The organism is Aquimarina agarivorans, from assembly GCF_000218485.1.
In the GTDB taxonomy this organism is placed as follows: domain Bacteria; phylum Bacteroidota; class Bacteroidia; order Flavobacteriales; family Flavobacteriaceae; genus Aquimarina; species Aquimarina agarivorans.
The window spans coordinates 1-20,819 of record NZ_AFPB01000175.1 but is presented as its reverse complement, the minus strand read 5'-3'; the positions used below and the strand labels follow the sequence as shown (position 1 = coordinate 20,819).

General features: G+C 34.9%; 19 protein-coding genes. 5 read left to right on the top strand and 14 right to left on the bottom strand.

Annotated features, from left to right (window positions below; genetic code table 11):
* The first annotated feature begins 51 nt into the window (after positions 1 to 51).
* Both GMC_RS0116150 and GMC_RS0116145 read left to right on the top strand, forming a co-directional pair.
* Positions 52 to 276: a hypothetical protein gene (locus GMC_RS0116150; RefSeq protein ID WP_010523130.1), complete on the top strand. Its 225-nt coding sequence runs from the start codon at positions 52 to 54 to the stop codon at positions 274 to 276.
* Between the two features lie 12 nt (positions 277 to 288).
* On the top strand, positions 289 to 654 hold the full coding sequence (locus GMC_RS0116145; protein WP_010523129.1) for a DUF2237 family protein: 366 nt from the start codon (positions 289 to 291) through the stop codon (positions 652 to 654).
* 55 nt (positions 655 to 709) lie between these two features.
* Here GMC_RS0116145 and GMC_RS0116140 read toward each other — a convergent pair whose 3' ends face one another.
* The 4 genes from GMC_RS0116140 to GMC_RS0116125 form a co-directional block, all read right to left on the bottom strand.
* Entirely contained in the window at positions 710 to 1,456 is a 747-nt protein-coding gene (locus GMC_RS0116140) for a succinate dehydrogenase/fumarate reductase iron-sulfur subunit (protein WP_010523128.1), read from the bottom strand.
* A gap of 75 nt (positions 1,457 to 1,531) precedes the next feature.
* A complete protein-coding gene (locus GMC_RS0116135; RefSeq protein ID WP_010523127.1) occupies positions 1,532 to 3,544 on the bottom strand; it encodes a fumarate reductase/succinate dehydrogenase flavoprotein subunit in 2,013 nt (670 codons plus the stop codon).
* Between the two features lie 12 nt (positions 3,545 to 3,556).
* Positions 3,557 to 4,216: a succinate dehydrogenase cytochrome b subunit gene (locus GMC_RS0116130; RefSeq protein ID WP_010523126.1), complete on the bottom strand. Its 660-nt coding sequence runs from the start codon at positions 4,214 to 4,216 to the stop codon at positions 3,557 to 3,559.
* A gap of 280 nt (positions 4,217 to 4,496) precedes the next feature.
* Positions 4,497 to 5,312, bottom strand: a complete 816-nt coding sequence (locus tag GMC_RS0116125) for an NAD(P)-binding domain-containing protein (protein WP_010523125.1) — start codon at positions 5,310 to 5,312, stop codon at positions 4,497 to 4,499.
* Positions 5,313 to 5,455: 143 nt separating this feature from the next.
* On the opposite strand from GMC_RS0116125, the gene GMC_RS0116120 reads away from it, so the two are divergent.
* Entirely contained in the window at positions 5,456 to 5,923 is a 468-nt protein-coding gene (locus GMC_RS0116120; RefSeq protein WP_010523124.1) for a CBS domain-containing protein, read from the top strand.
* A 244-nt stretch (positions 5,924 to 6,167) separates the two neighbouring features.
* Here the strand turns inward: GMC_RS0116120 and GMC_RS0116115 are convergent, their stop codons facing one another.
* Positions 6,168 to 6,518, bottom strand: coding sequence for a DUF2116 family Zn-ribbon domain-containing protein (locus GMC_RS0116115; protein WP_010523123.1), 351 nt, complete (start codon positions 6,516 to 6,518; stop codon positions 6,168 to 6,170).
* 55 nt (positions 6,519 to 6,573) lie between these two features.
* On the bottom strand, positions 6,574 to 8,088 hold the full coding sequence (locus GMC_RS0116110) for a cellulase family glycosylhydrolase (RefSeq protein WP_010523122.1): 1,515 nt from the start codon (positions 8,086 to 8,088) through the stop codon (positions 6,574 to 6,576).
* 839 nt (positions 8,089 to 8,927) lie between these two features.
* On the opposite strand from GMC_RS0116110, the gene GMC_RS21745 reads away from it, so the two are divergent.
* Positions 8,928 to 9,068: a hypothetical protein gene (locus GMC_RS21745; protein WP_157998177.1), complete on the top strand. Its 141-nt coding sequence runs from the start codon at positions 8,928 to 8,930 to the stop codon at positions 9,066 to 9,068.
* 688 nt (positions 9,069 to 9,756) lie between these two features.
* Here GMC_RS21745 and GMC_RS0116100 read toward each other — a convergent pair.
* From GMC_RS0116100 to GMC_RS0116090, 3 genes are all read right to left on the bottom strand, one after another.
* Positions 9,757 to 12,201, bottom strand: coding sequence for a ribonucleoside-diphosphate reductase subunit alpha (locus tag GMC_RS0116100; RefSeq protein ID WP_010523121.1), 2,445 nt, complete (start codon positions 12,199 to 12,201; stop codon positions 9,757 to 9,759).
* A gap of 143 nt (positions 12,202 to 12,344) precedes the next feature.
* On the bottom strand, positions 12,345 to 13,325 hold the full coding sequence (locus GMC_RS0116095) for a ribonucleotide-diphosphate reductase subunit beta (protein ID WP_010523120.1): 981 nt from the start codon (positions 13,323 to 13,325) through the stop codon (positions 12,345 to 12,347).
* Between the two features lie 316 nt (positions 13,326 to 13,641).
* Positions 13,642 to 14,211: a DUF3109 family protein gene (locus GMC_RS0116090; protein ID WP_010523119.1), complete on the bottom strand. Its 570-nt coding sequence runs from the start codon at positions 14,209 to 14,211 to the stop codon at positions 13,642 to 13,644.
* Between the two features lie 104 nt (positions 14,212 to 14,315).
* On the opposite strand from GMC_RS0116090, the gene GMC_RS0116085 reads away from it, so the two are divergent.
* Positions 14,316 to 14,522 (top strand): hypothetical protein, encoded by a 207-nt coding sequence (locus GMC_RS0116085; RefSeq protein ID WP_010523118.1) that lies wholly within the window; start codon positions 14,316 to 14,318, stop codon positions 14,520 to 14,522.
* Positions 14,523 to 14,720: 198 nt separating this feature from the next.
* Here GMC_RS0116085 and GMC_RS0116080 read toward each other — a convergent pair whose 3' ends face one another.
* The 5 genes from GMC_RS0116080 to GMC_RS0116060 all read right to left on the bottom strand — a co-directional run bounded on the left by GMC_RS0116080 (position 14,721) and on the right by GMC_RS0116060 (position 20,221).
* Positions 14,721 to 16,295 (bottom strand): S41 family peptidase, encoded by a 1,575-nt coding sequence (locus GMC_RS0116080; protein ID WP_010523117.1) that lies wholly within the window; start codon positions 16,293 to 16,295, stop codon positions 14,721 to 14,723.
* Between the two features lies 1 nt (position 16,296).
* Complete coding sequence (locus GMC_RS0116075; protein ID WP_010523116.1) at positions 16,297 to 16,731, bottom strand: deoxycytidylate deaminase; 435 nt, start codon at positions 16,729 to 16,731, stop codon at positions 16,297 to 16,299.
* A gap of 254 nt (positions 16,732 to 16,985) precedes the next feature.
* Entirely contained in the window at positions 16,986 to 18,347 is a 1,362-nt protein-coding gene (locus tag GMC_RS0116070) for a GH1 family beta-glucosidase (protein WP_010523115.1), read from the bottom strand.
* Entirely contained in the window at positions 18,344 to 19,363 is a 1,020-nt protein-coding gene (locus GMC_RS0116065) for a glycosyltransferase family protein (RefSeq protein WP_010523114.1), read from the bottom strand. The genes GMC_RS0116070 and GMC_RS0116065 overlap by 4 nt, the downstream gene beginning before the upstream one ends.
* Positions 19,364 to 19,366: 3 nt before the next feature.
* The gene (locus GMC_RS0116060) at positions 19,367 to 20,221 is read right to left on the bottom strand and encodes a UDP-2,3-diacylglucosamine diphosphatase (protein WP_010523113.1); all 855 of its coding nucleotides are present in this window, start codon (positions 20,219 to 20,221) and stop codon (positions 19,367 to 19,369) included.
* Positions 20,222 to 20,819 lie beyond the last annotated feature (598 nt).

The window sequence follows — 20,819 nt, the reverse complement described above, 5'->3', positions numbered from 1 at the left end:
CCTCAATAAAAAATATAGTATAATACACAAAATTAAGCTTAAAATTGCACTATGGATTTAATGGAAAGAGCGCTTGAGTTTGAACAGAGAAAGCAAACATTTATAACAACGAGCGACAGAATTGAAGCTTCAAGAGAAGTAAAAGCCCTTATTTTAGACCTTAACGAAATTTACAAACAAACTAAGGAAACTGAAATAATGGATTTAATGAAGCGATTGACTGTAATTAAACAAAAAATTGAAAAAAGACTAAAAGGAAGACAACCTTCTGTCTAAAAAAAAGAACTAATGGCTCTAAATGTTTTAGGCTCACAATTGCAACCGTGCTGTTTTGCGCCTAAAACTGGCTATTTTAGAGATGGTTTTTGCAAAACCACACAGGAAGATACAGGCACACATATTATTTGTGCTATTATGACTTCAGAATTTTTGAATTTTACAAAATCTAAAGGAAATGACCTCAGTACTCCTATCCCCCACTGGCAATTTCCTGGATTAAAAGCTGGCGACAAATGGTGTTTATGCATTTCCCGTTGGCTTGAAGCCTTAAAATACAATGTAGCTCCTCCTGTACTGCTTAGTGCTTGCCAGGAAAAAGCATTGGACTATGTTACCTTAGACGTTTTGAAACAATATGATTTTGTTGAAAACTAAAAAAGCCACTTTTGTTTCCAAAAGCGACTTTTTAATATTTCTTTTAAAATTTACCCTACCCCTTTATTGATGCTGATAAATATTCACGATTCATTCTTGCAATATTTTCTAAAGAAATTCCTTTAGGACATTCTATTTCACATGCACCTGTATTGGTGCAGTTTCCAAAACCTTCAGCATCCATTTGCGCCACCATAGCCTGAACGCGATCTGCTGCTTCTACCTGACCTTGCGGCAACAATGCATACTGAGATACTTTTGCTGAGGTAAATAACATAGCCGAGGCATTTTTACAAGCCGCCACACAAGCTCCGCAACCAATACAAGTTGCTGCAGAAAATGCATCATCCGCATTATCTTTATTAATTGGAATTGCATTGGCATCAATAGTATTTCCTGATGTGTTTACAGACACATATCCTCCTGCATGTTGTATACGATCAAAAGCACTACGATCCACCATAAGATCCTTTACCACCGGAAAGGCATTAGCCCTAAATGGCTCAATAAAAATAGTATCACCATCATTAAACATTCGCATATGCAACTGACAAGTAGTCACCTGACGGTCAGGACCATGCGGCTCACCATTAATTTGTAAAGAACACATTCCGCATATACCCTCGCGACAATCGTGATCAAAAACCACCGGCTCCTCGCCCTTATTTATAAGTTGTTCATTTAATACATCAAGCATTTCCAGAAAAGACATATCCTCCTCTACGCCATCTAACGGATAGTCAACAATTTTTCCTTTGCTTTTAGCATCTTTCTGACGCCATATTTTTAATAATAATTTCATAGTTTTTAGTTTTTGGTTGTTAGTTGCTCGTTGTTAGTTTTCTATTGCTATAAACTAATAACTGACAACCATCAACTATTTATACGAACGCGTTTTTAATTCAATATTTTCATACACTAAATCTTCTTTGTGGAGTACCGCTTCTTTAGGAGCTCCTTTGTATTCCCACGCAGATACAAATTTGAACTCTTCATCATTACGTAACGCCTCTCCCTTTTGCTCACCAGATTGCTCCACAGATTCTTCACGGAAGTGCCCACCACAAGATTCATTTCGCGTTAAAGCATCCTTAGCAAATAACTCTCCTAGCTCTAAAAAGTCAGCCACACGACCTGCTTTTTCAAGCTCCGTATTCAAACTATCCGCACTCCCAGGAATATTTACATTTTCCCAAAAATCAGCACGCAGTGCTTCAATTTCTTTCATTGCAGCTTCCAAATCGGTAGCATTACGAGACATACCGCATTTATTCCACATAATTTTACCTAATTTTTTATGGTAATAATCAACAGAATTTTTGCCTTTTGCACTCATTAATTTTTGAATACGAGCTTTTACATCAGCTTCAGCCTTATCAAATTCCGACGTATTTGTAGGTATTTTTCCAGTTCTAATATCATCGGCTAAGTAATCTCCAATAGTATATGGCAATACAAAATAACCATCAGCCAATCCTTGCATTAATGCCGAAGCACCAAGTCTATTTGCTCCATGATCCGAAAAGTTGGCTTCGCCCGCAGCATAACAACCTGGTATGGTTGTTTGTAAATTATAATCAACCCAAAGACCTCCCATGGTATAATGTACCGCAGGATAAATCATCATTGGGGTTTTATAAGGATTCTCATCCACAATTTTTTCATACATCTGAAATAAGTTCCCGTACTTGTTTTCGATAACGGTTTCACCTAATTCTAAAATTTGAGCTTCTGATGGATTACTAATCCCACTTGTCAATGCTTTTTCTTTTCCGTATCGTTGTATTGCTGCTGCAAAATCCAAATACACGGCTTCACCTGTTTTGTTGACTCCAAAACCAGCATCGCAACGTTCTTTAGCGGCACGCGAAGCCACATCACGTGGCACTAGATTACCAAAAGCAGGGTAACGACGCTCTAAATAATAATCCCTGTCTGCCTCAGCTAATTGAGTAGGCTTTAATTTACCTTCTCTAATCGCTTGTGCGTCTTCTTTTTTCTTTGGTACCCAAATACGACCATCGTTACGCAATGATTCGGACATTAACGTCAGTTTGGATTGATGATCCCCAGAAACAGGTATACATGTAGGGTGAATTTGCGTATAACAAGGGTTTGCAAAATACGCACCTCTTCGGTGCGCTCTCCATGCCGCCATTACATTACTTCCCATGGCATTGGTACTTAAAAAGAATACATTTCCGTACCCTCCAGTAGCCAGCACAACTGCATGCGCTGAATGTCTTTCAATTTCTCCAGTAATGGAGTTACGCGCAATAATTCCTCTTGCCTTACCATTTACCAACACCAAATCCATCATTTCATGACGATTAAAAGCTTGAATTTTTCCTCTATTTATTTGGCGATTCATTGCTGAATACGCGCCTAACAATAACTGTTGTCCTGTTTGCCCTTTTGCATAAAACGTACGCGATACCAACACCCCTCCAAAAGAACGGTTATCAAGTAATCCTCCATATTCACGAGCAAAAGGCACCCCTTGAGCAACACATTGATCTATAATGTTACCGGATACTTCCGCCAAACGGTATACATTTGCTTCTCGGGAACGGTAATCACCACCTTTTACTGTATCGTAAAAAAGTCGGTAATTAGAATCTCCATCACCTTGATAGTTTTTAGCAGCATTTATACCTCCCTGAGCTGCAATTGAATGCGCTCTACGAGGTGAATCCTGATAACAAAATGTTTTTACATTATATCCTAGTTCAGCTAAAGATGCCGCAGCACTCCCTCCAGCTAATCCTGTACCAACAACAATAACATCAATATTACGTTTGTTTGCCGGGTTAACAAGGTTAATTTTATTTTTATGGTTTGTCCACTTATCAGCTAATGGACCTTCTGGAATTTTTGAATCTAATGCCATATTGAAATGTGATTAGTGATTAAAATGATGAAACAATGCAATAAAAATAAATCCAACTGGAATTGCGATTGCAAATGCTTTTGCAAATTTTTGAATCCCTGCCGAGTATTTGTTATTTACACCAACAGACTGAAAAGACGACGCAAATCCATGTAGTAAGTGTAGCGCTAAAAAAACAAAGGCCACACAATACAGTGCCGTTCTTACTGGACTTACAAACTTGTGCTGCAATTCTTCATAATACCTAGTTGGCACCTCTGGATTTGTTTCTACATACTTGTAAACTATTTCGGGCACCCAAAAATCATAAAAATGCAAGCCTAAAAAAGCCAAAACAGCAATTCCTGAATAAATCATGTTACGTGACATCCACGAAGCATTTGCCCCGCCATTATACTTTGCATATTTTACAGAACGGGCGCTATTGTTTTTAATTTCTAGAACAAACCCCATAACAAAATGGAATACCACTCCAAAAATTAAAACGGGCTGTAATAAAAATTGTACCAACGGATTTGTCCCCATAAAGTGAGAAGCCATATTAAAGGCATCTTCACTAAAAACTGAAGTTAAATTTATAGAAAAGTGTTGTAAAAGAAAGAATACTAGAAAAAGCCCTGAAAGCGCCATAGCAACCTTTCTTGCAATCGAAGATCGGATAATTCCACTCATTAGTTTATTGTTAAAATAATATCCCACAAAAATAACCTCGAAAAGGTTTTTTCACAAGCTTTTAAAGGTGTTTAATACTTGTTTAAACTAATTATGGATAACAAAATCGCAGTAATTTTACACTTATCTCAATAAAACATTAATTTACTTAAGTAATTATACTTAGTTACTCTGTATTTTACTCATAAATTATATAATTCGTAAAAATAAAACTCGAAAATTAATATTCACCAATAGTATAATTGACTTAATGGTTTTTTGATAAAAAATGAGTCCACTTTTAAGAATTGTGCAAAATGTGATACTGATAACTGTAGTTCAAGTCTTTAGCTGTTTCGGCTCCATTAATCCATTTTCCTTTACTTACCCCTTCAAAATTAAAGTCTGGAACTGTTAATTCCTTTTTTTTACTCATTTTTGTGTAGTATTCTTGCTTTGTACTATGAAAGGGGTATGCTGCATTATAAATTTTATTCCACTTTCGTTGAGAAATAATCCTTATAATTATTGCAATACAATCTTCACGATGGATTAAGTTCACTTGCGCTAGTGGATTGGGTATTTGTTTTCGTTGGGACATCATAGTTGCTGGATGCCTGCGCTCATCCACCAAACCGGCAAACCTAAGAATAGTAGTTTCAAAACTTGCAGTTGACATTAGTAGCTTTTCCACCGCCATCAATTGTTTTCCCGAAACACTATTGGAACTTGGGGTAGTTGTATTATTAATTTCGATTTTAGTCACGGTGTCTTCAAAAACCGCGGTTGACCCTACAAATAACACCTGCTCAATTGAAGATGCCACAATGTAAGGAATAAGGCGTTCAATTTTTGCAACATAATTGCTTTCAGGATTTCGGCGTAAGCCTGGCGGTGTATTTAAAACAAGAATTTCGGTATCTTTTAAAAGCGCTTCAATATCCCCAGCAACTTCATTTTCGTTCAATTGCACTTGAAAAGCCTTATAACCTTCTTTTTTTAAAGTCGCTAACTTTTTAACACTTGTCGTACTCCCTTTAACCTTATAACCCAATTCCTTAAAACTATCCGCCAAGGGTTTCCCCAGCCAGCCTAAGCCCAAAACTGCAATATTCATTTTTAATCTTTTACACGAAAATAACGCTATTATTTTAATAAAACCCACCAAAAAATAGCCCCTATTAATGATTTTAACACTAAAACGTTTTTTTATTTAATTGAAAATCAATAAATTTAAGTTTAACTTTAAAGTAATCAGATATGGGAATTTCAAATTTTATGGGCGAAAGAGCAAAGCCAAAAAAGGGCATGGATGCCGCAATAGCAGTGTCGGATTACATGACAAAAAAACTAATTTCATTTTCACCACAGCATACACTGCTACAAACTATGGAAACTTTAGTCCGAAATGAAATTACCGGGGGCCCTGTAGTTGATGAAAAAGGAACCTTAATTGGTATGATTTCCGAAAGTGATTGTATGAAACAACTGAGTGATAGCAGGTATTTTAATATGCCTATGAATACTGAAATTGTTGAAAAATATATGTCAACTATTGTTGAAACTATTGATAGTAGTGCCAGTATTTTTGAAGCCGCAGAACAATTTTACAAAAGCCCCTACAAACGTTTTCCAGTACTTGAAAATGGTAAACTGGTGGGGCAAATCAGTCAACACGATATTATATTGGCTGCTTTACACTTAAATTCTCATAGCTGGAGGCATTAATTAATAGTAGTAAACTAATTTTTCCTCAATTTTAAAAAAACTTGTGCATAACACTTAATACAGTTTCTGATATAAAATTTTGCATCAAAAATTGTTCTTTTTTATTTGAGAAATTTTCAACCAGACCCAATATAAACTTGCCGACTAACGCTATTTTAATTCATTTTATACTAAATAAAATTACAATTTAACCTTGCGACTAAACTAGTTGTTATAAAATTAAATGACATACTCCAAAAACATTTTAAATATTTCGCTTCACTAAGGCGTAATAATCGTTTTCTAAGGGCAAATAACCTTGATCATAAACAAAGTAATATACTTTACCTACTTTAGTAGTATAGGTACTGGTATGTAAATTAAAATTAAAACCACTAGAAGCTAATTTGCTTTTAGTGGTTTTAGTTTTATCGGTAGGATTTAATGTAGTTAAAATCCTGTAATTTTTACGAAGTTGATTATTCGTGTTTCTTATTAAATTAGTAATGTCTTTATTTTGCTTATTATTGAATGAATTCCTGCAATAATCAGAACAAAATACTTTGTCGGACCTACCTATAATTTTTTCTCCACACTCTGGACAACTTTTATACATATTTTACTGTATTTGAAATAAATATACAATTTTACAGCAAAATAATTTTTTACTATTAATTACGCATCAATTTTGAAGTATATATACCACTAGTAGTTACTGTTTTTACAACATACACACCACTAGCTAATGCTCGCACTGAAATCTTCAATTCAAAATCATCTACATTTTCAAACAATAATACCTCACTCCCTAAAAGGTTATACACAGTAATGGATTCTATTAATTCCTTTGAACTTACTACCTCCAAGGACGCTCTGGTTGGATTTGGTGATAGACTTACTCCCATTTGCTCATTAAATAAATCCTCAAATTCAGGTGTTGATAAGGTAGGCTCACCTGACAAACTAATACAGTTAGGTATTGGATTTGATAATATTGGCTTTAAGTAATCCATTTTCCATTGAACAACTGATATCCAATCATTGGCTAAAATCCCACCAGTATCACCCGAATTAGGATTCATTGCCCAAAATGTATAGTGCAATTTCTTCTCCTTAATAAAATCTATAAACTTTTGAAACCAAATTTCATCCTTACCACCTGACCCTTTGATACCTAGTTCACCTATTAACAATGGTGAAGTACCATTAGTATTCAAAAAGTTAAATTGCTCCTCCCATATAGCTGGCATATTTTCAGGGAATTCAGGGTCTGAAAACCATACTTGATCAAATACAGTTGGTCCATATTCATGCGGAGAATACATCAATTTTTTAGGATTACTCAAACGCACAGGAAAATCACGAGCACCTTGCAAATTTCCTCCCCACCAGTAAGAAGTCAAATCTCCATTTGGCTTCCTGTAGGCCTCAATACCTTCAACCATAATAAGTACATTTGGATTAACTTCTAATATAGCATTTCCACATTTCTCCGAAGCCAATCGCCAGTCAAACTCGTCTCCTGTACCCCAGCGAGCTCCTGCAGGGTTATCAATTTTACCGTTAGGCTCATTATTAATATCCATACCTATTACAGCACTTTTATCTTTATAACGATCTGCTAAAAATACCCAATCTTTAATCCATTGCTCTTCAGAGGTAGTTTCAGTATACCACAACTTTTCTATCAAATAAGCATCCGGATTACGGGAATGACAGTCCAAAATAATTTTTAAATCATTTTCTTGACACCAATCAACTATGTAATCCATTATTTCTAATGGTTTAGTCATATTTTGTAATGCCAAATTAGAGAATGGCCCTACAGCAGGTGTACCATTGTAAGATATAGGATCTTTAACCCAAAAGTTAGGAGCTTGAAATGAAGCACCTTCTCTCAACATTCCGTTATGCCAAGGTAATCGAATACTGTTAAAACCTAGCTGTTTTATATGCATTAGCATTCCATCAACATCACGAGCATATAAACCATGAGGGATGCTAATTTGAGTTTCCAACCCAAACCAGTTTACTCCTGCTAGTATCACTTCATTTCCTGCCGCATCAACTAACGTATTCCCTTCTGCTGTTAGCCAGTTTTGTTCGCATGAACCTTGGGCTTGTATTGTTCCAAATGACATCAAAGCCGCTGATATCATTGAAAATAGTGTAGTTTTTTTGATCATTGTTTGTTTAATTGAATAACAAAAATAACTATAGTCCTGTTTCCTATTTTTTTTTCACACCACTTTCTGATTAAAAGCATTTAATGTTCGACAAAGACACTCTTTTAAGTGAGAAATTTCTATTAGAAAATCATCAAAGTCGGGGTTATCGACGAAATACAAAGAGCCAATTTTTAACTATAACATTTTCGTTTATTTGTTATATGACCAGCTAACAACACTTATTACACTTTAATTAAAAAATCCCACTACACCAATTTTAAAACTGCTATTCAAAATTTACCCGACGATCCTAGATTTAACGGTTGTAATAAACTAAAAAGGCATAATGAAAATCGTACTCGAGTCGGTACTTTTAAAAACATCCGTAAGATATTTGTTAACCAACTCCTTATCAACATTATCGCTATTGATAACCAAAAAGATATTTGCTAGAATAAACCACAGCAATAAATAAAAAACCGCTGTGGCTTTATTTTATATATTAGGTAGGCACAGAAAACATTTCTTCGCTACTACAATACCCTAAAAAACGTTTTCTTCCTTCTCTTTTAGTTAAAAAACAACCATTTAACTATCTAAAAAAGAAAATAAGCCCTTATAATTTAACATTTAGATTACGCTAATTTAACATTTTGATTCTTGAGCTGTAAATAACTCATTTCCTACCAAAAGGTTAGCACCTTATTTCATAATAAATACTCTTCAGTTTACCTTAACTTTTAGACTATTTATCGATGAAATTGTATTCTAAAATTCATAAAAACAGACAGCTATAAAACTGGACTACTATTTATATAACTTTATTTGTATCAATTTTTAACTTAAATAAATGTAAAATGAAACAAACGAAATTTACACTATTTATTACCACTGTTTTAATGCTATTTTCTTTTGGTCAAATTCAGGGGCAAATTGTTACAAGAAGAGGAGGGCATTCTGATATTACTGAACCTCTTGCTATACCAGGAGCTACTTAAACTTACGAAGTAACCATTAAACCTTCTTCTAGAAATACTAGACCTTATGTTCATTTAGAAGTTAGAAATGGAACTTTTACAAGTAACGGAAGCTCCTTTAAAACCGTAATGCTCCCCGCTTCTTCTAATTCTGTTACAATAAAGATTAAATGAATTAATGATTGTAAAGTTTATATTGCATCAAACTCTAATGCTGCCATTCTTGTTTTTCCTTCTCGTTTTCCAACAATTACTATTTTAAATCACCCTCATTCTAACCCTAATACACTTAGTAGCTCCCCCGTTAACTTTGGAAGGAACCCTACAGAATTTAACATATTAAAAATAGAAAAACAACATGAATTTGAACGCGCGTTTGATGGCCTAAAAAATTTCTTAAATTTAAATTGTGAAAATGCTCTTTTTACAGCAAGAGGAGTAGTAGACCCTAATAATTGCTTCAACCTAATAGAGCCTGATTGCAATGAGCCTTGCGAAGAAGCTCAAATTAAAATTGACAACATAAACAACAATAATTCGTTGACTAACACAAAAAAACTTGAGCAAATCCTAAAAATATTTAAAGATAATCCAAGCTGTGATTTAGAATATTGTGACTAAAAAGAACTGCTAGGTTATGTAAAAATCCCATCCAAAAATATTTTGAATGGGATTTTTGTATAACAAATAAATTATTTAAAACTCTAATTTACGATCCACACATCAAACAGTCATCGCCTTCTCCTGCCTTGCTTTGTGCTATAATGTTTCTTAATTCATCAGGACTTAGGCTTCCTTCTGTAGAAACTGGAGCTACTTTTACCTTTTTTGCTTTTGGTAATGAAGCATCAACGGAAGCATCTACACTTGGCTTTTCAACCTCGCTATTCGTTTTTAAGGTAAACTTAATGGCATCCACCGCTGATTTTGTTCTTAAATAATACATTCCGGTTTTTAAGCCGCTCTTCCAAGCATAAAAGTGCATTGACGTCAGTTTGGACATGGTTGCCCCTTCCATAAATAAGTTTAACGACTGTGACTGGTCAATAAAATACCCTCTATGACGCGACATATCAATAATGTCCTTCATGCTTAATTCCCATACCGTTTTGTACAAGTCTTTCAACTCTTGCGGCATGCCTTCAATATTTTGAATAGAACCATTGGCACGCATAATAGCATCTTTAAGGTCATCATTCCACATCCCCAGTTCCACTAGATCATGTAGCAAATGTTTGTTAACTACAATAAACTCGCCGGACAACACTCGGCGTGTGTAAATATTACTTGTGTAGGGTTCAAAGGCTTCATTATTTCCTAAAATTTGTGAGGTTGATGCTGTTGGCATTGGTGCTACTAATAAGGAGTTCCGCACTCCCGACTTTTTGATTTTTTTGCGTAATTCATTCCAATCCCAACGGCCACTTAATTCTTCATCTTTAATCCCCCATAAATTGAATTGAAATTTGCCTTCTGATATTGGCGAACCTTCGTAGGACTCGTAAGTACCTTCAACCTCAGCCAGTTCATTTGAAGCCGTTACGGCAGCAAAATACATGGTTTCAAAAATTTCCTCATTTAATTTTTTTGCCTCGTCACTTGTAAATGGCATACGTAACATAATAAACGTATCGGCTAATCCCTGAATTCCTAATCCAACTGGACGGTGGCGCATATTTGAATTTTCAGCCTGTTTTACTGGATAATAATTACGATCAATTACCTTATTCAGGTTTTTAGTTACTCGTTTGGTTACTTTATAAAGTTCATCATGATCAAATTTACCTCCCTTAACAAACATTGGCAAAGCAATTGAAGCCAAATTACATACTGCAATCTCGTCAGGACTTGTGTATTCCATGATTTCAGTACATAAATTTGACGATCGTATCGTTCCCAAATTCTTTTGGTTTGACTTACGGTTTGCTGCATCTTTGTACAACATGTATGGCGTTCCTGTTTCAATTTGGGATTCTAACACTTTTTCCCAAACATCACGTGCTTTTACCGTTTTTCTTCCTTTACCTTCTGCTTCGTAGCGCGTGTATAAGGATTCAAACTCCTCACTATGTACATCGTACAAACCAGGACATTCATGCGGACACATTAATGTCCAATCCTCATCGGCCTCCACACGTTTCATAAATAAATCGGAAATCCACATGGCATAAAATAAGTCACGTGCTCTCATTTCTTCTTTACCATGATTTTTCCTTAACTCTAAAAAATCAAAAATATCAGCATGCCAAGGTTCCATGTAAATAGCAAAAGATCCTTTACGTTTCCCTCCACCTTGGTCTACATAACGAGCTGTGTCATTAAACACACGCAACATAGGTACAATTCCATTTGATGTTCCGTTTGTTCCTGAAATATACGATCCCGTAGCTCTAATATTATGAATAGACAAGCCTATACCTCCTGCAGATTGAGAAATTTTAGCCGTTTGTTTCAACGTATCGTAAATTCCATCAATACTATCATCCTGCATTGTTAGTAAAAAACATGATGACATTTGCGGTTTTGGTGTTCCTGAATTGAATAATGTTGGCGTTGCATGTGTAAAGAATTTTTTAGACATCAGCTCATACGTTTCAATAGCAGCATCCAAATCATCAACATGGATTCCTATAGAAACACGCATTAGCATGTGTTGTGGACGCTCCGCGATATTGCCATTAATTTTTAACAAATACGAACGCTCCAACGTTTTAAAACCAAAATAATCATAACTAAAATCGCGGTTGTAGATAATGGTAGAGTCTAGCTTCTCTTTATTTTCCATAACCACTTTATACACATCATCAGCAATTAATGCTGCGCCTTTTCCTGTTCTAGGATTCACATACTCGTACAAATCCTTAATTACTTCGGAGAATGTTTTTTTTGTGTTCTTATGTAAATTTGATACTGAAATACGTGCGGCTAATTGCGCATAATCTGGGTGTGCAACCGTCATAGTTGCTGCAATTTCCGCCGCTAAATTATCCAACTCACTTGTAGTAACCCCATCATACAATCCTTCAATAACACGCATGGCTACTTTTACAGGATCTACTAATTCGTTAAGCCCATAACACATTTGACGCACACGTGCTGTGATCTTGTCAAACATTATCGGTTCCTTTCTACCGTCTCTTTTTACTACAAACATAATGCTAGATTTTTTGGTTAATGCTTACGCTAGAAATAAGGGGTTTCTCTCCTGTCTCACTTCTTTCAACGAAAGCTGAGTTTTGTATTTGTTATTTTAATTTACTGCAGTGCATTTAAAAAAAGCACCTAATGGGTGTGGTTCTAAAAGTCCGCGTCAAAACTAATTTTTTCTGCGTCTTTGTCTTTGTTCATTACACCAGCTTTTTGATATTCAGACACTCTTTTTTCAAAGAAGTTTGTTTTTCCTTGTAAAGAAATCATGTCCATAAAATCAAATGGATTTGCTGTATTAAACTCCTTACTGCAACCAAGTTCCGAAAGTAAACGATCGGTTACAAACTCTAAATACTGAGTCATCAACTTTGCATTCATTCCAATAAGGCTTACTGGTAAAGATTCTGTAATAAATATTTTTTCTACCTCTAGCGCTCCAAGTATAATTTCTTTGATGCGCTTTTCTGGCACTTTGTTTATCAAATGATTGTTGTGTAAATGCACGGCAAATTCCGTATGCATCCCCTCGTCACGAGAAATTAACTCGTTAGAAAAAGTTAATCCTGGCATTAACCCACGTTTTTTAAGCCAAAAAATAGAACAGAATGCTCCTGAAAAGAACACTCCTTCTACTGCTGCAAAAGCGATTAATCTTTCTGCAAAAGAATCTGATGTAGCCCAATTTAACGCCCAATCTGCTTTCTTTTTTATGGCAGGAAATTCTTCCAACGCCCTGAACAATTTATCCTTTTCAACCTCATCCTTTACGTAAGTATCAATCAACAACGAATACGTTTCCGAATGAATATTTTCAATCATCATTTGAAATGTATACACAAACATGGCCTCAGGATACTGCACTTCATTTACAAAATTTTCACCAATATTGTGATTCACAATACCATCGCTAGCGGCAAAAAACGCTAAAATATGCTTTATAAAATAACGCTCATCATCGGAAAGTTTAGTTTGCCAATCGGTCATATCCTGATGCAAATCAATTTCTTCGGCAGTCCAAAAACAAGCTTCCATCTTTTTATACCAATCCCATAAATCATGATGCTGAATTGGAAAAATTACAAATCTGTTTGGATTCTCTTTTAAAATTGGTTCTACTGAAGTGCTCATTATATGGTGGATTTATGGTGAAAATAGGTTGCTCCGTTACGTACTACAAAGATGTAAAAAAACTAGCTTTACAGATGTTAATTTTTGACAATACAGCGAATAAGTTTTTAACAACCCTTCATTTTTAAAAAAACCAGAAAAACCAGAAAACCCCTTTAAAAACAAGGGGTAACATCAATTTTAATTTTATACAAAAAGTTACAAACAGCCTGTTTATAACTACCGAAAGCCTAGGTTTTTTAAGGAGTTAGCATTAAAACCATCACTTATTAAAACCCGATAAAAAGTTGTTAAAAACTGTTGAAAACTCGTTGTGTTATTTTTTTAGGGTAGTCGCTACCTTTTCCAATTCCGCATACCAATCTGGTCCAAATTTACGGATTAACGCCTCTTTTACAAACTTATATATGGGCACTTGTAATTCCGTGCCCAATGTGCAGGCATCATCACAAATATCCCATTTATGATAGTTAACCGCGGAAAATTCAGAATAATCTTGTACTCGAACAGGGTATAAATGACAGGAAATTGGCTTTTTCCAATCAACTTCTCCTTGATTGTATGCTTCCTCAATGGCACATAAAGCCGTACCCTTTTCATTAATTACAACGTAAGCACAATCTGCTCCATTTATTAAAGGTGTTTCCAAATCATTATCATCGGTAATAATCGATGTTCCTTGAGTTGCTACTGCCTCAACACCTTCTGGACGCATAAAGGGCTTTACTTTTGGATAAATATCTTTAAGGATTTGCACTTCATCTTCATTTAATGGTGCTCCTGCATCGCCATCAATACAACAAGCTCCTTTACAAGCTGAAAGATTACACACAAAATCTTTTTCAATAATATCTTCTGAAACCAGTGTTTTTCCTAATTGAAACAAAATATAAGATTATGGATGAACAAGGCACAAAATTAAAATAACTAATTTTAGATTTACAAAAAACACTCTATTTTTATTGAGTATTTTTGTATAAAATAATATTTATGAAATATTTCCTTTACATACTAATCGCTTTAGCAGTGGCCATGATGGGGTTTAACGTGACGCAAATTGATTTTAGCGCTCCTTTTTCTGAGAATAGTAAAGTGGCGTTTATTGCTATAATTTCAGGGTTATGTGTAATTGCCTTAGCACTTATTTTATTGATTTCAAAGGCTATTGAACGCAAACATAAGGAATTGAACAATTAATACGATTTGTTTTCGAAATTCCACAGAATCTCTATTTTCAATTCTGCTTTTCTTAAATTAAATGTAACATTCCAAATGAGACTATTTTTTTGCGGACGTTTCAAATTTTAATTATCAAATTTGCAACCTGCCCTAGACTAGCAAAACAGGAAACAACTTTTTATCTTTACAATTTTAACCGCAAATTGTAATGATAAGTTAGTATTCCGCTTTTTGCTCTAGCGTTAATATTCGCTGCAACATTGGGTCAATTTTAGCTTTTAACCTGTAACTTAGATTGGTAGAAAATAATTGGTTGGCAACTTCAGCCTTAATACACACTTTAGCTTGCTCATTGGCTGATGTTCCTGAAAATTCTAAGCCTCTTTGAGCGGCATAGTTTTTAAACTGCCTTAAAAGAACATCAGTAATTTCAAGCGAAAGCATATTTTCTTTATTCAGGGTATTGTAAAAACTTCGGTTGGTATCTAACTCTTCAAATACAAAACGACTCATTACCCCAGAATATTCAGCAAACTCAAGTACCTCAAGGTTTCGGTCCTTTGACCTACCCACGTACACATCTGGAATAATTCCCCCTCCTCCGTAAACTACTTTTCCCCTTGGAGTAGTAAATACTAAAGAATCGTTCACTTTAATTTTGGTTGAATCCTGCAATTCGCCCGTATCGTAGCGTTTTAAATACTCTTCATTATATGCATCGATTCCATTTTTATAGGAACGCTGAATGGAACGTCCTGTTGGCGTAAAGTATTGAGAAACGGTTAGTCGAACTACGCTGCCATCACCCAAATCCATTTCTCGCTGCACTAAGCCCTTTCCAAACGAACGCCTACCAACAATAGTTCCCTTATCGTTGTCTTGTAAAGCTCCTGCTAATATTTCGCTTGCTGAGGCCGAATTCTCATCAATAAGCACATACACTTGCCCTTCTTCAAAATCGCCTTTTTTAGTAGCGAACGATTTGTCGATGTCTCCTTGTCTATTTTTAGTGAACATAATTAACTTATCGTCCTCTAAAAACTCGTCGGCCATTTTTAACGCAGGTCGCACGTATCCACCACCATTACCCCGCAAATCTAGCACTAAACTTTTAAGTGTATTTGATGCCGCCAAGGCATCAAATGCAGCTTTAAATTCCGTGTAAGTAGTTTCCGAAAATCGCTCTACTTTAACGCACCCCACTTCTGGCGTAAGCATAAAAGCAGCCTCCACACTTTGTAAGGGCACTACTCCTCGCGTTACTTTTACATTTAAATTTCCTTTTTGTGGGCGATACACTAACAAATCTACTTTACTGTTTACAGGCCCTTTAAGCTTACTTACCAAAGTATCCCGATCTAACCTTGCGCCAAACAGGGTATCCTTATTTGCCATTAAAATACGATCACCAGACAATATACCTGCTTTTGCACTAGGTCCGGAAGGAATGGTACTAATTACCGCAATAGTATCCTTCCAAACATAATAATTTACTCCAATACCAATAAAATCCCCTTGCATGCGTTCATTTACTGAAGCAGCATCTTTGGCTGAAATATAGGTGGAATGCGGATCTAACTTTCCTAAAATACCCTTAACGGTAACCTCAACAATACTATCCGTATCTACTGGATCAACGTACACATTATCTATGTAATCAATTAGTCGATTTAGTTTCTCTTTGGACGGATTAAAGCTAAAACTACCTGGAGTGTTAAAAAACCTTTTTGCTAAGGCAAAACCTAAGCTAAATCCTATCATTAATAATAAAACAGATCGAGTTAATGACATATTAGCTTGCTGTTATTTGTTCAATATGAGAAATTTCCACACCGGCTTTTTCTAAAAATTTTAAGCCAGAATCATCTTTGTAATGTGTTTGGTATACTACGCGTTTTATACCCGACTGATAAATTAGCTTGCTACATTCCTTACATGGTGAAAGGGTAATATACAGTGTAGCTCCTTTACAAGATTGAGTGGATGCTGCAACTTTTAAAATAGCATTTGCTTCAGCATGTAATACATACCATTTTGTTAAACCATCTTGATCCTCGCAGGGATTTTCAAATCCTGTGGGAGTTCCGTTATAGCCATCGGAAATAATCATTCGATCCTTAACAATAACAGCGCCTACTTGCTTGCGTTTACAGTGAGATAATTTTCCCCACTCGCGTGCAATACGCAAATAAGCTTTATCAAATTTTAACTGCTTTTGTTTAGGCATACAAACAAATAAGATATTCCTGTGTAAATGAATTGACAAAAATAACAATAAAAGCACGCACAGCCTAAATACATTAAAAATGTAATTTATTATTTACAAAAAGACTTAATAAATTTACGTAATATCGGTTTGAAAGTGTTTTACAACCTTCTGCAATTTGAATCAGCTTAAAATGAATTGATGCTTTTTTCACATTTCAAGCTTAAAAATTACTGTTACATTAATTGAAGCGTATTTAAATATCAACCAACATGTCATTTGGACTTTAAAAAGTTAGCAAACCACTTGCCAGAAGTTTTAATGATTCTTTTCTGAGTTTTAAAATCCACATATACCAATCCAAAACGAGGGTAATACCCTTCGGCCCACTCAAAATTATCCGTAAACGTCCATACAAAATAGCCTTTAACTTGACTTCCCAAAATTTGGGCTTTACGCAGCTGTTTTAAATGTGCCTGTAAATAAGACAGCCGCTTAGGATCATACACTTTTTCATTGAGTACCCTATCCGTAAATGCCGAACCATTTTCAGTTATAATGATGTCCCCAACCCCTTTGTAAGCATTAAATTGTTCAATCATTTTACAAATACTTGGAGGATATACTTCCCAATCCATTAAAGTGGTTGCCACGTTTCGATCGGTTGCTTTAACTAATTTTGCCTTTAAATAAGGCGTCCACCAACTGTACTTTACAATCTCACGGGTGTATACTTGAACTCCTATAAAATCGAAATTAAAAATCACCTTCTTATCATCACCAGGCATTATATAGCTTGTGATGCGTTTTAATGCCGCTATATCCTCTGTTGGATACCCCAAACCTAATGCAGGTTCAATAAAAAGTCTGTTTAATAAAGCATTTGCCCTATTTGCCGCCAAAATGTCTTTTTTATGAGTACTGAAAGCCTGTATGTAGGAGCAAGAAAATGTGGTACCTATGTAAGCATTTTTAACATGAGATCTTAACGTTCTACCCCCAACGGCTTGGCATAATGTAGCATGATGGATAGCTGGTATAAAATGACGCATTCCTTTTTTGCCAGGCGCATGTACTCCTAAAAAATAACCTGCTCCCGTAAACACCATAGGCTCATTTAACACCATCCAGTTTTTAACCCGATCACCGAATTGCAAAGCACAAAACTCAGCATACTCTTGAAACCATTGAATAATTGAACGATTTGTCCAGCCGCCTTTGTCTTGTAATTTTTGAGGCAAATCCCAGTGATATAGAGTTACCCAAGGTGTAATTCCGCATTGCAAACAATAATTGATAACCTTATTGTAAAAAGCAACTCCGTGACTACTTTTTTTACCCACTCCATCGGGAATTAACCTTGCCCACGATAATGAAAAGCGAAAGTTTTTAATATTCATCCGTTGCATCAGATCAATATCCTGTTGATAGTTGTGGTAAAAGTCAGTGGCAATTTTTCCGTGGTGTCCGCTGTAAATTTTTCCTTTTTTTGTTGTAAAGGTATCCCAAATTGAAGCTTTTTTGTCATGCTTATCATAAGCTCCTTCAATTTGATAGGCTGCAGTGGATACTCCCCACTTGAAATCTTCCCCAAAATCATCTGCTTTTAAAGCAAACTCATTTTCATTTTTTTTCATGAAAAAGCTTGCTCATTTGTTATCAACTTGCCATACTCATGCAATAACTGATCAATTAATTGTTCTGTCTGCTCAGGATAATTGACATGTACGCGATCATTTGAAGCTACCCATTTTTTTAGTGCACTCACATGTTTTTGCTTTAATGATTTTAGCACGGGCACGCCCATTTGCTTTAATGCTGCTGCATTACATTGTTGCTCATATTGTCCTTTCATGGGAATAACTAGTAATTTTTTTTGTAAAAAAAGTGCTTCAGCTGGTGTTTCAAAACCTGCTCCGCATAAAACACCCGCACTACTCGCCATACTTTTTACAAATAAGGCATTGGTAATAGGACGAATGGTAATGCCTTTTTTTGTAATTTCTTTTTTATTATGCTTTGAAAAAACCTGCCATTCCACATGTTCAATTTTAGATAGAAATTTTAATAACTTTTTATCACTGTACGAAGGCAAATACACCGTATAGTGATTTTTGTTTTCAATTACTGCATTTCGGATATCATTTCGAATAATTGGCGTAAAAATTGAAGTATCAAAAGAGGCAAAGTGCAATCCAATTTGCTTGGCGGTAGGCGCATATTTTTTTAGGATAAAGCGCCCCAAAACATCTGGTTTTTTTGGCTTAGGCGCATTGAGTGACAATACCGCTGCCTGATGACTAAAACCCACGCATGGCACCTTAGCTAATTTGCATGCCCATGCCGAAATTGGTTCAAAATCATTGATGACCAAATCATAGTTTTGAACTGGCAAACTTTTGATTTCTTTTTGAATACGTTTGGTATTAGTTTTCAAATAAGTTTTCCAAACATCGACGCCGCCTTTTTTTCCAAAAATAAAACTCAATCCTTTAAAACGGTATTTTACTTCATGCGAAAGTTTTATATCCGCCTGAATGCCACTAACTAATAAATCAAGCTCAATATTCTTTTTTTGTAATATCGGTATAATATGTTTTGCCCTGCTTAAGTGACCGTTTCCTGTTCCCTGAATTGCGTATAATACCTTCATCAATTATTTTACAGATTTCATTAATTGAAAATCCTCCAACATATTTTTAAAAAGCACCTCGGTTTCCAATATTTCCTGATGATCTGCTACCTGATTTTTAGTTTCTTGCAATTGGGTGTCGGCTGCAAATTCATACAAACTCCAATGATTTTCAACATATTCCAGAGCTGTTAAATTTTCAATCCAGTCGCCCGAATTTAAATACATTACGGCACCCTGTTCGTTCTTAATTTTTCGCATTTCTGGTTGATGAATATGCCCACAAATAACATATTCGTATTTATTATCGATAGCAATATCGGCAGCAATCTTTTCAAAATCATTAATAAACTTAACTGCTGATTTTACGCTATTCTTTATTTTTTTTGACATTGAAACTGGTTCCTTGCCCATTTTTTTATTTACATAATTTACAGCACTGTTCAGCAAAATAAGTAAATCATACCCCATAGCACCTAGTTTTGCTATCCATTTAGAATGTTGCATAGTAACATCAAAGACATCACCATGGAAAATCCAAGCTTTTTCATTACCCAAATTCAATATTAATTTGTTTACAATTTTAAAAGATCCCATTTGAAAACCTTCAAACTTGCGTAACATTTCATCATGATTTCCTGTAATATAGGTCACCTTAATGCCTTTTGTAATCCATTGCATCAAGTGCTTTACCACCTTCATATGAGATTTTGGCCAATACCGTTTTTTGAATTGCCAAATATCAATAATATCACCATTCAAAATCACATGTTTTGGTTTAATTGACTTCATATACAACAACAACTCTTTTGCTTGACACCCGTAAGTTCCCAAATGAATATCCGAAAGCACCAAAACATCAACCGACCTTTTCTTCATACCATGGAAATTGCTGATTTTAAAAGTATTTTTTTATACTTAAAAGGAGAGTAAAAACTTTTAAGTTTTGCAATTGAAAGCTCAATTATAAAATCTTTTAAATAAACGTATATTTTTTTCATAAGGATAAGATATTACTACTATTCTGCTTTTGATTACATATCCACATGCTGCAATAGCTATGACTTCAAATTAGAATCCTGTGTATAAAGTTATTGTAATTCACTCCAAATCATGTTACCAAAAAATTTATAAAACATTAATTATAAGTTAATTATGCTTTCGCGAAAGTAACCTTATAAAAAAACAAACAAATTTTAAAATCCGCATTGCTAATTAATTTAAAATCAGCATATTTGTATAACAATGAAAAACAACATTTCATATAACGTCAATACCTCATGCCTTAAGTGTTCGCTTAAGCGCAGATTTGTGATGATTTATATCAGACACACCAGGACGTTATTTTATTGTATGCATTGATTAAAAAATACATATATACTTATAGTAAAAGCGTCCGTTCCACGGACGCTTTTTTTTGTTTCACACTTAAATTTTTTCACTATGACTTATCCAATTTTTAAATCCTCTATAATGT

What these genes read in the sequence shown, in the direction of transcription:
- GMC_RS0116150 (WP_010523130.1), top strand. Translation starts at nt 52, where the DNA reads ATGGATTTAATGGAAAGAGCGCTTGAGTTTGAACAGAGAAAGCAAACA.
- GMC_RS0116070 (WP_010523115.1), bottom strand. Translation starts at nt 18,347, where the DNA reads ATGAAAAAAAATGAAAATGAGTTTGCTTTAAAAGCAGATGATTTTGGG.
- GMC_RS0116125 (WP_010523125.1), bottom strand. Translation starts at nt 5,312, where the DNA reads ATGAATATTGCAGTTTTGGGCTTAGGCTGGCTGGGGAAACCCTTGGCG.
- GMC_RS0116145 (WP_010523129.1), top strand. Translation starts at nt 289, where the DNA reads ATGGCTCTAAATGTTTTAGGCTCACAATTGCAACCGTGCTGTTTTGCG.
- GMC_RS0116060 (WP_010523113.1), bottom strand. Translation starts at nt 20,221, where the DNA reads ATGAAGAAAAGGTCGGTTGATGTTTTGGTGCTTTCGGATATTCATTTG.
- GMC_RS0116130 (WP_010523126.1), bottom strand. Translation starts at nt 4,216, where the DNA reads ATGAGTGGAATTATCCGATCTTCGATTGCAAGAAAGGTTGCTATGGCG.
- GMC_RS0116110 (WP_010523122.1), bottom strand. Translation starts at nt 8,088, where the DNA reads ATGATCAAAAAAACTACACTATTTTCAATGATATCAGCGGCTTTGATG.
- GMC_RS21745 (WP_157998177.1), top strand. Translation starts at nt 8,928, where the DNA reads ATGAAACAAACGAAATTTACACTATTTATTACCACTGTTTTAATGCTA.
- GMC_RS0116115 (WP_010523123.1), bottom strand. Translation starts at nt 6,518, where the DNA reads ATGTATAAAAGTTGTCCAGAGTGTGGAGAAAAAATTATAGGTAGGTCC.
- GMC_RS0116135 (WP_010523127.1), bottom strand. Translation starts at nt 3,544, where the DNA reads ATGGCATTAGATTCAAAAATTCCAGAAGGTCCATTAGCTGATAAGTGG.
- GMC_RS0116140 (WP_010523128.1), bottom strand. Translation starts at nt 1,456, where the DNA reads ATGAAATTATTATTAAAAATATGGCGTCAGAAAGATGCTAAAAGCAAA.
- GMC_RS0116085 (WP_010523118.1), top strand. Translation starts at nt 14,316, where the DNA reads ATGAAATATTTCCTTTACATACTAATCGCTTTAGCAGTGGCCATGATG.
- GMC_RS0116120 (WP_010523124.1), top strand. Translation starts at nt 5,456, where the DNA reads ATGGGAATTTCAAATTTTATGGGCGAAAGAGCAAAGCCAAAAAAGGGC.
- GMC_RS0116080 (WP_010523117.1), bottom strand. Translation starts at nt 16,295, where the DNA reads ATGTCATTAACTCGATCTGTTTTATTATTAATGATAGGATTTAGCTTA.
- GMC_RS0116100 (WP_010523121.1), bottom strand. Translation starts at nt 12,201, where the DNA reads ATGTTTGTAGTAAAAAGAGACGGTAGAAAGGAACCGATAATGTTTGAC.
- GMC_RS0116065 (WP_010523114.1), bottom strand. Translation starts at nt 19,363, where the DNA reads ATGAAGGTATTATACGCAATTCAGGGAACAGGAAACGGTCACTTAAGC.
- GMC_RS0116095 (WP_010523120.1), bottom strand. Translation starts at nt 13,325, where the DNA reads ATGAGCACTTCAGTAGAACCAATTTTAAAAGAGAATCCAAACAGATTT.
- GMC_RS0116075 (WP_010523116.1), bottom strand. Translation starts at nt 16,731, where the DNA reads ATGCCTAAACAAAAGCAGTTAAAATTTGATAAAGCTTATTTGCGTATT.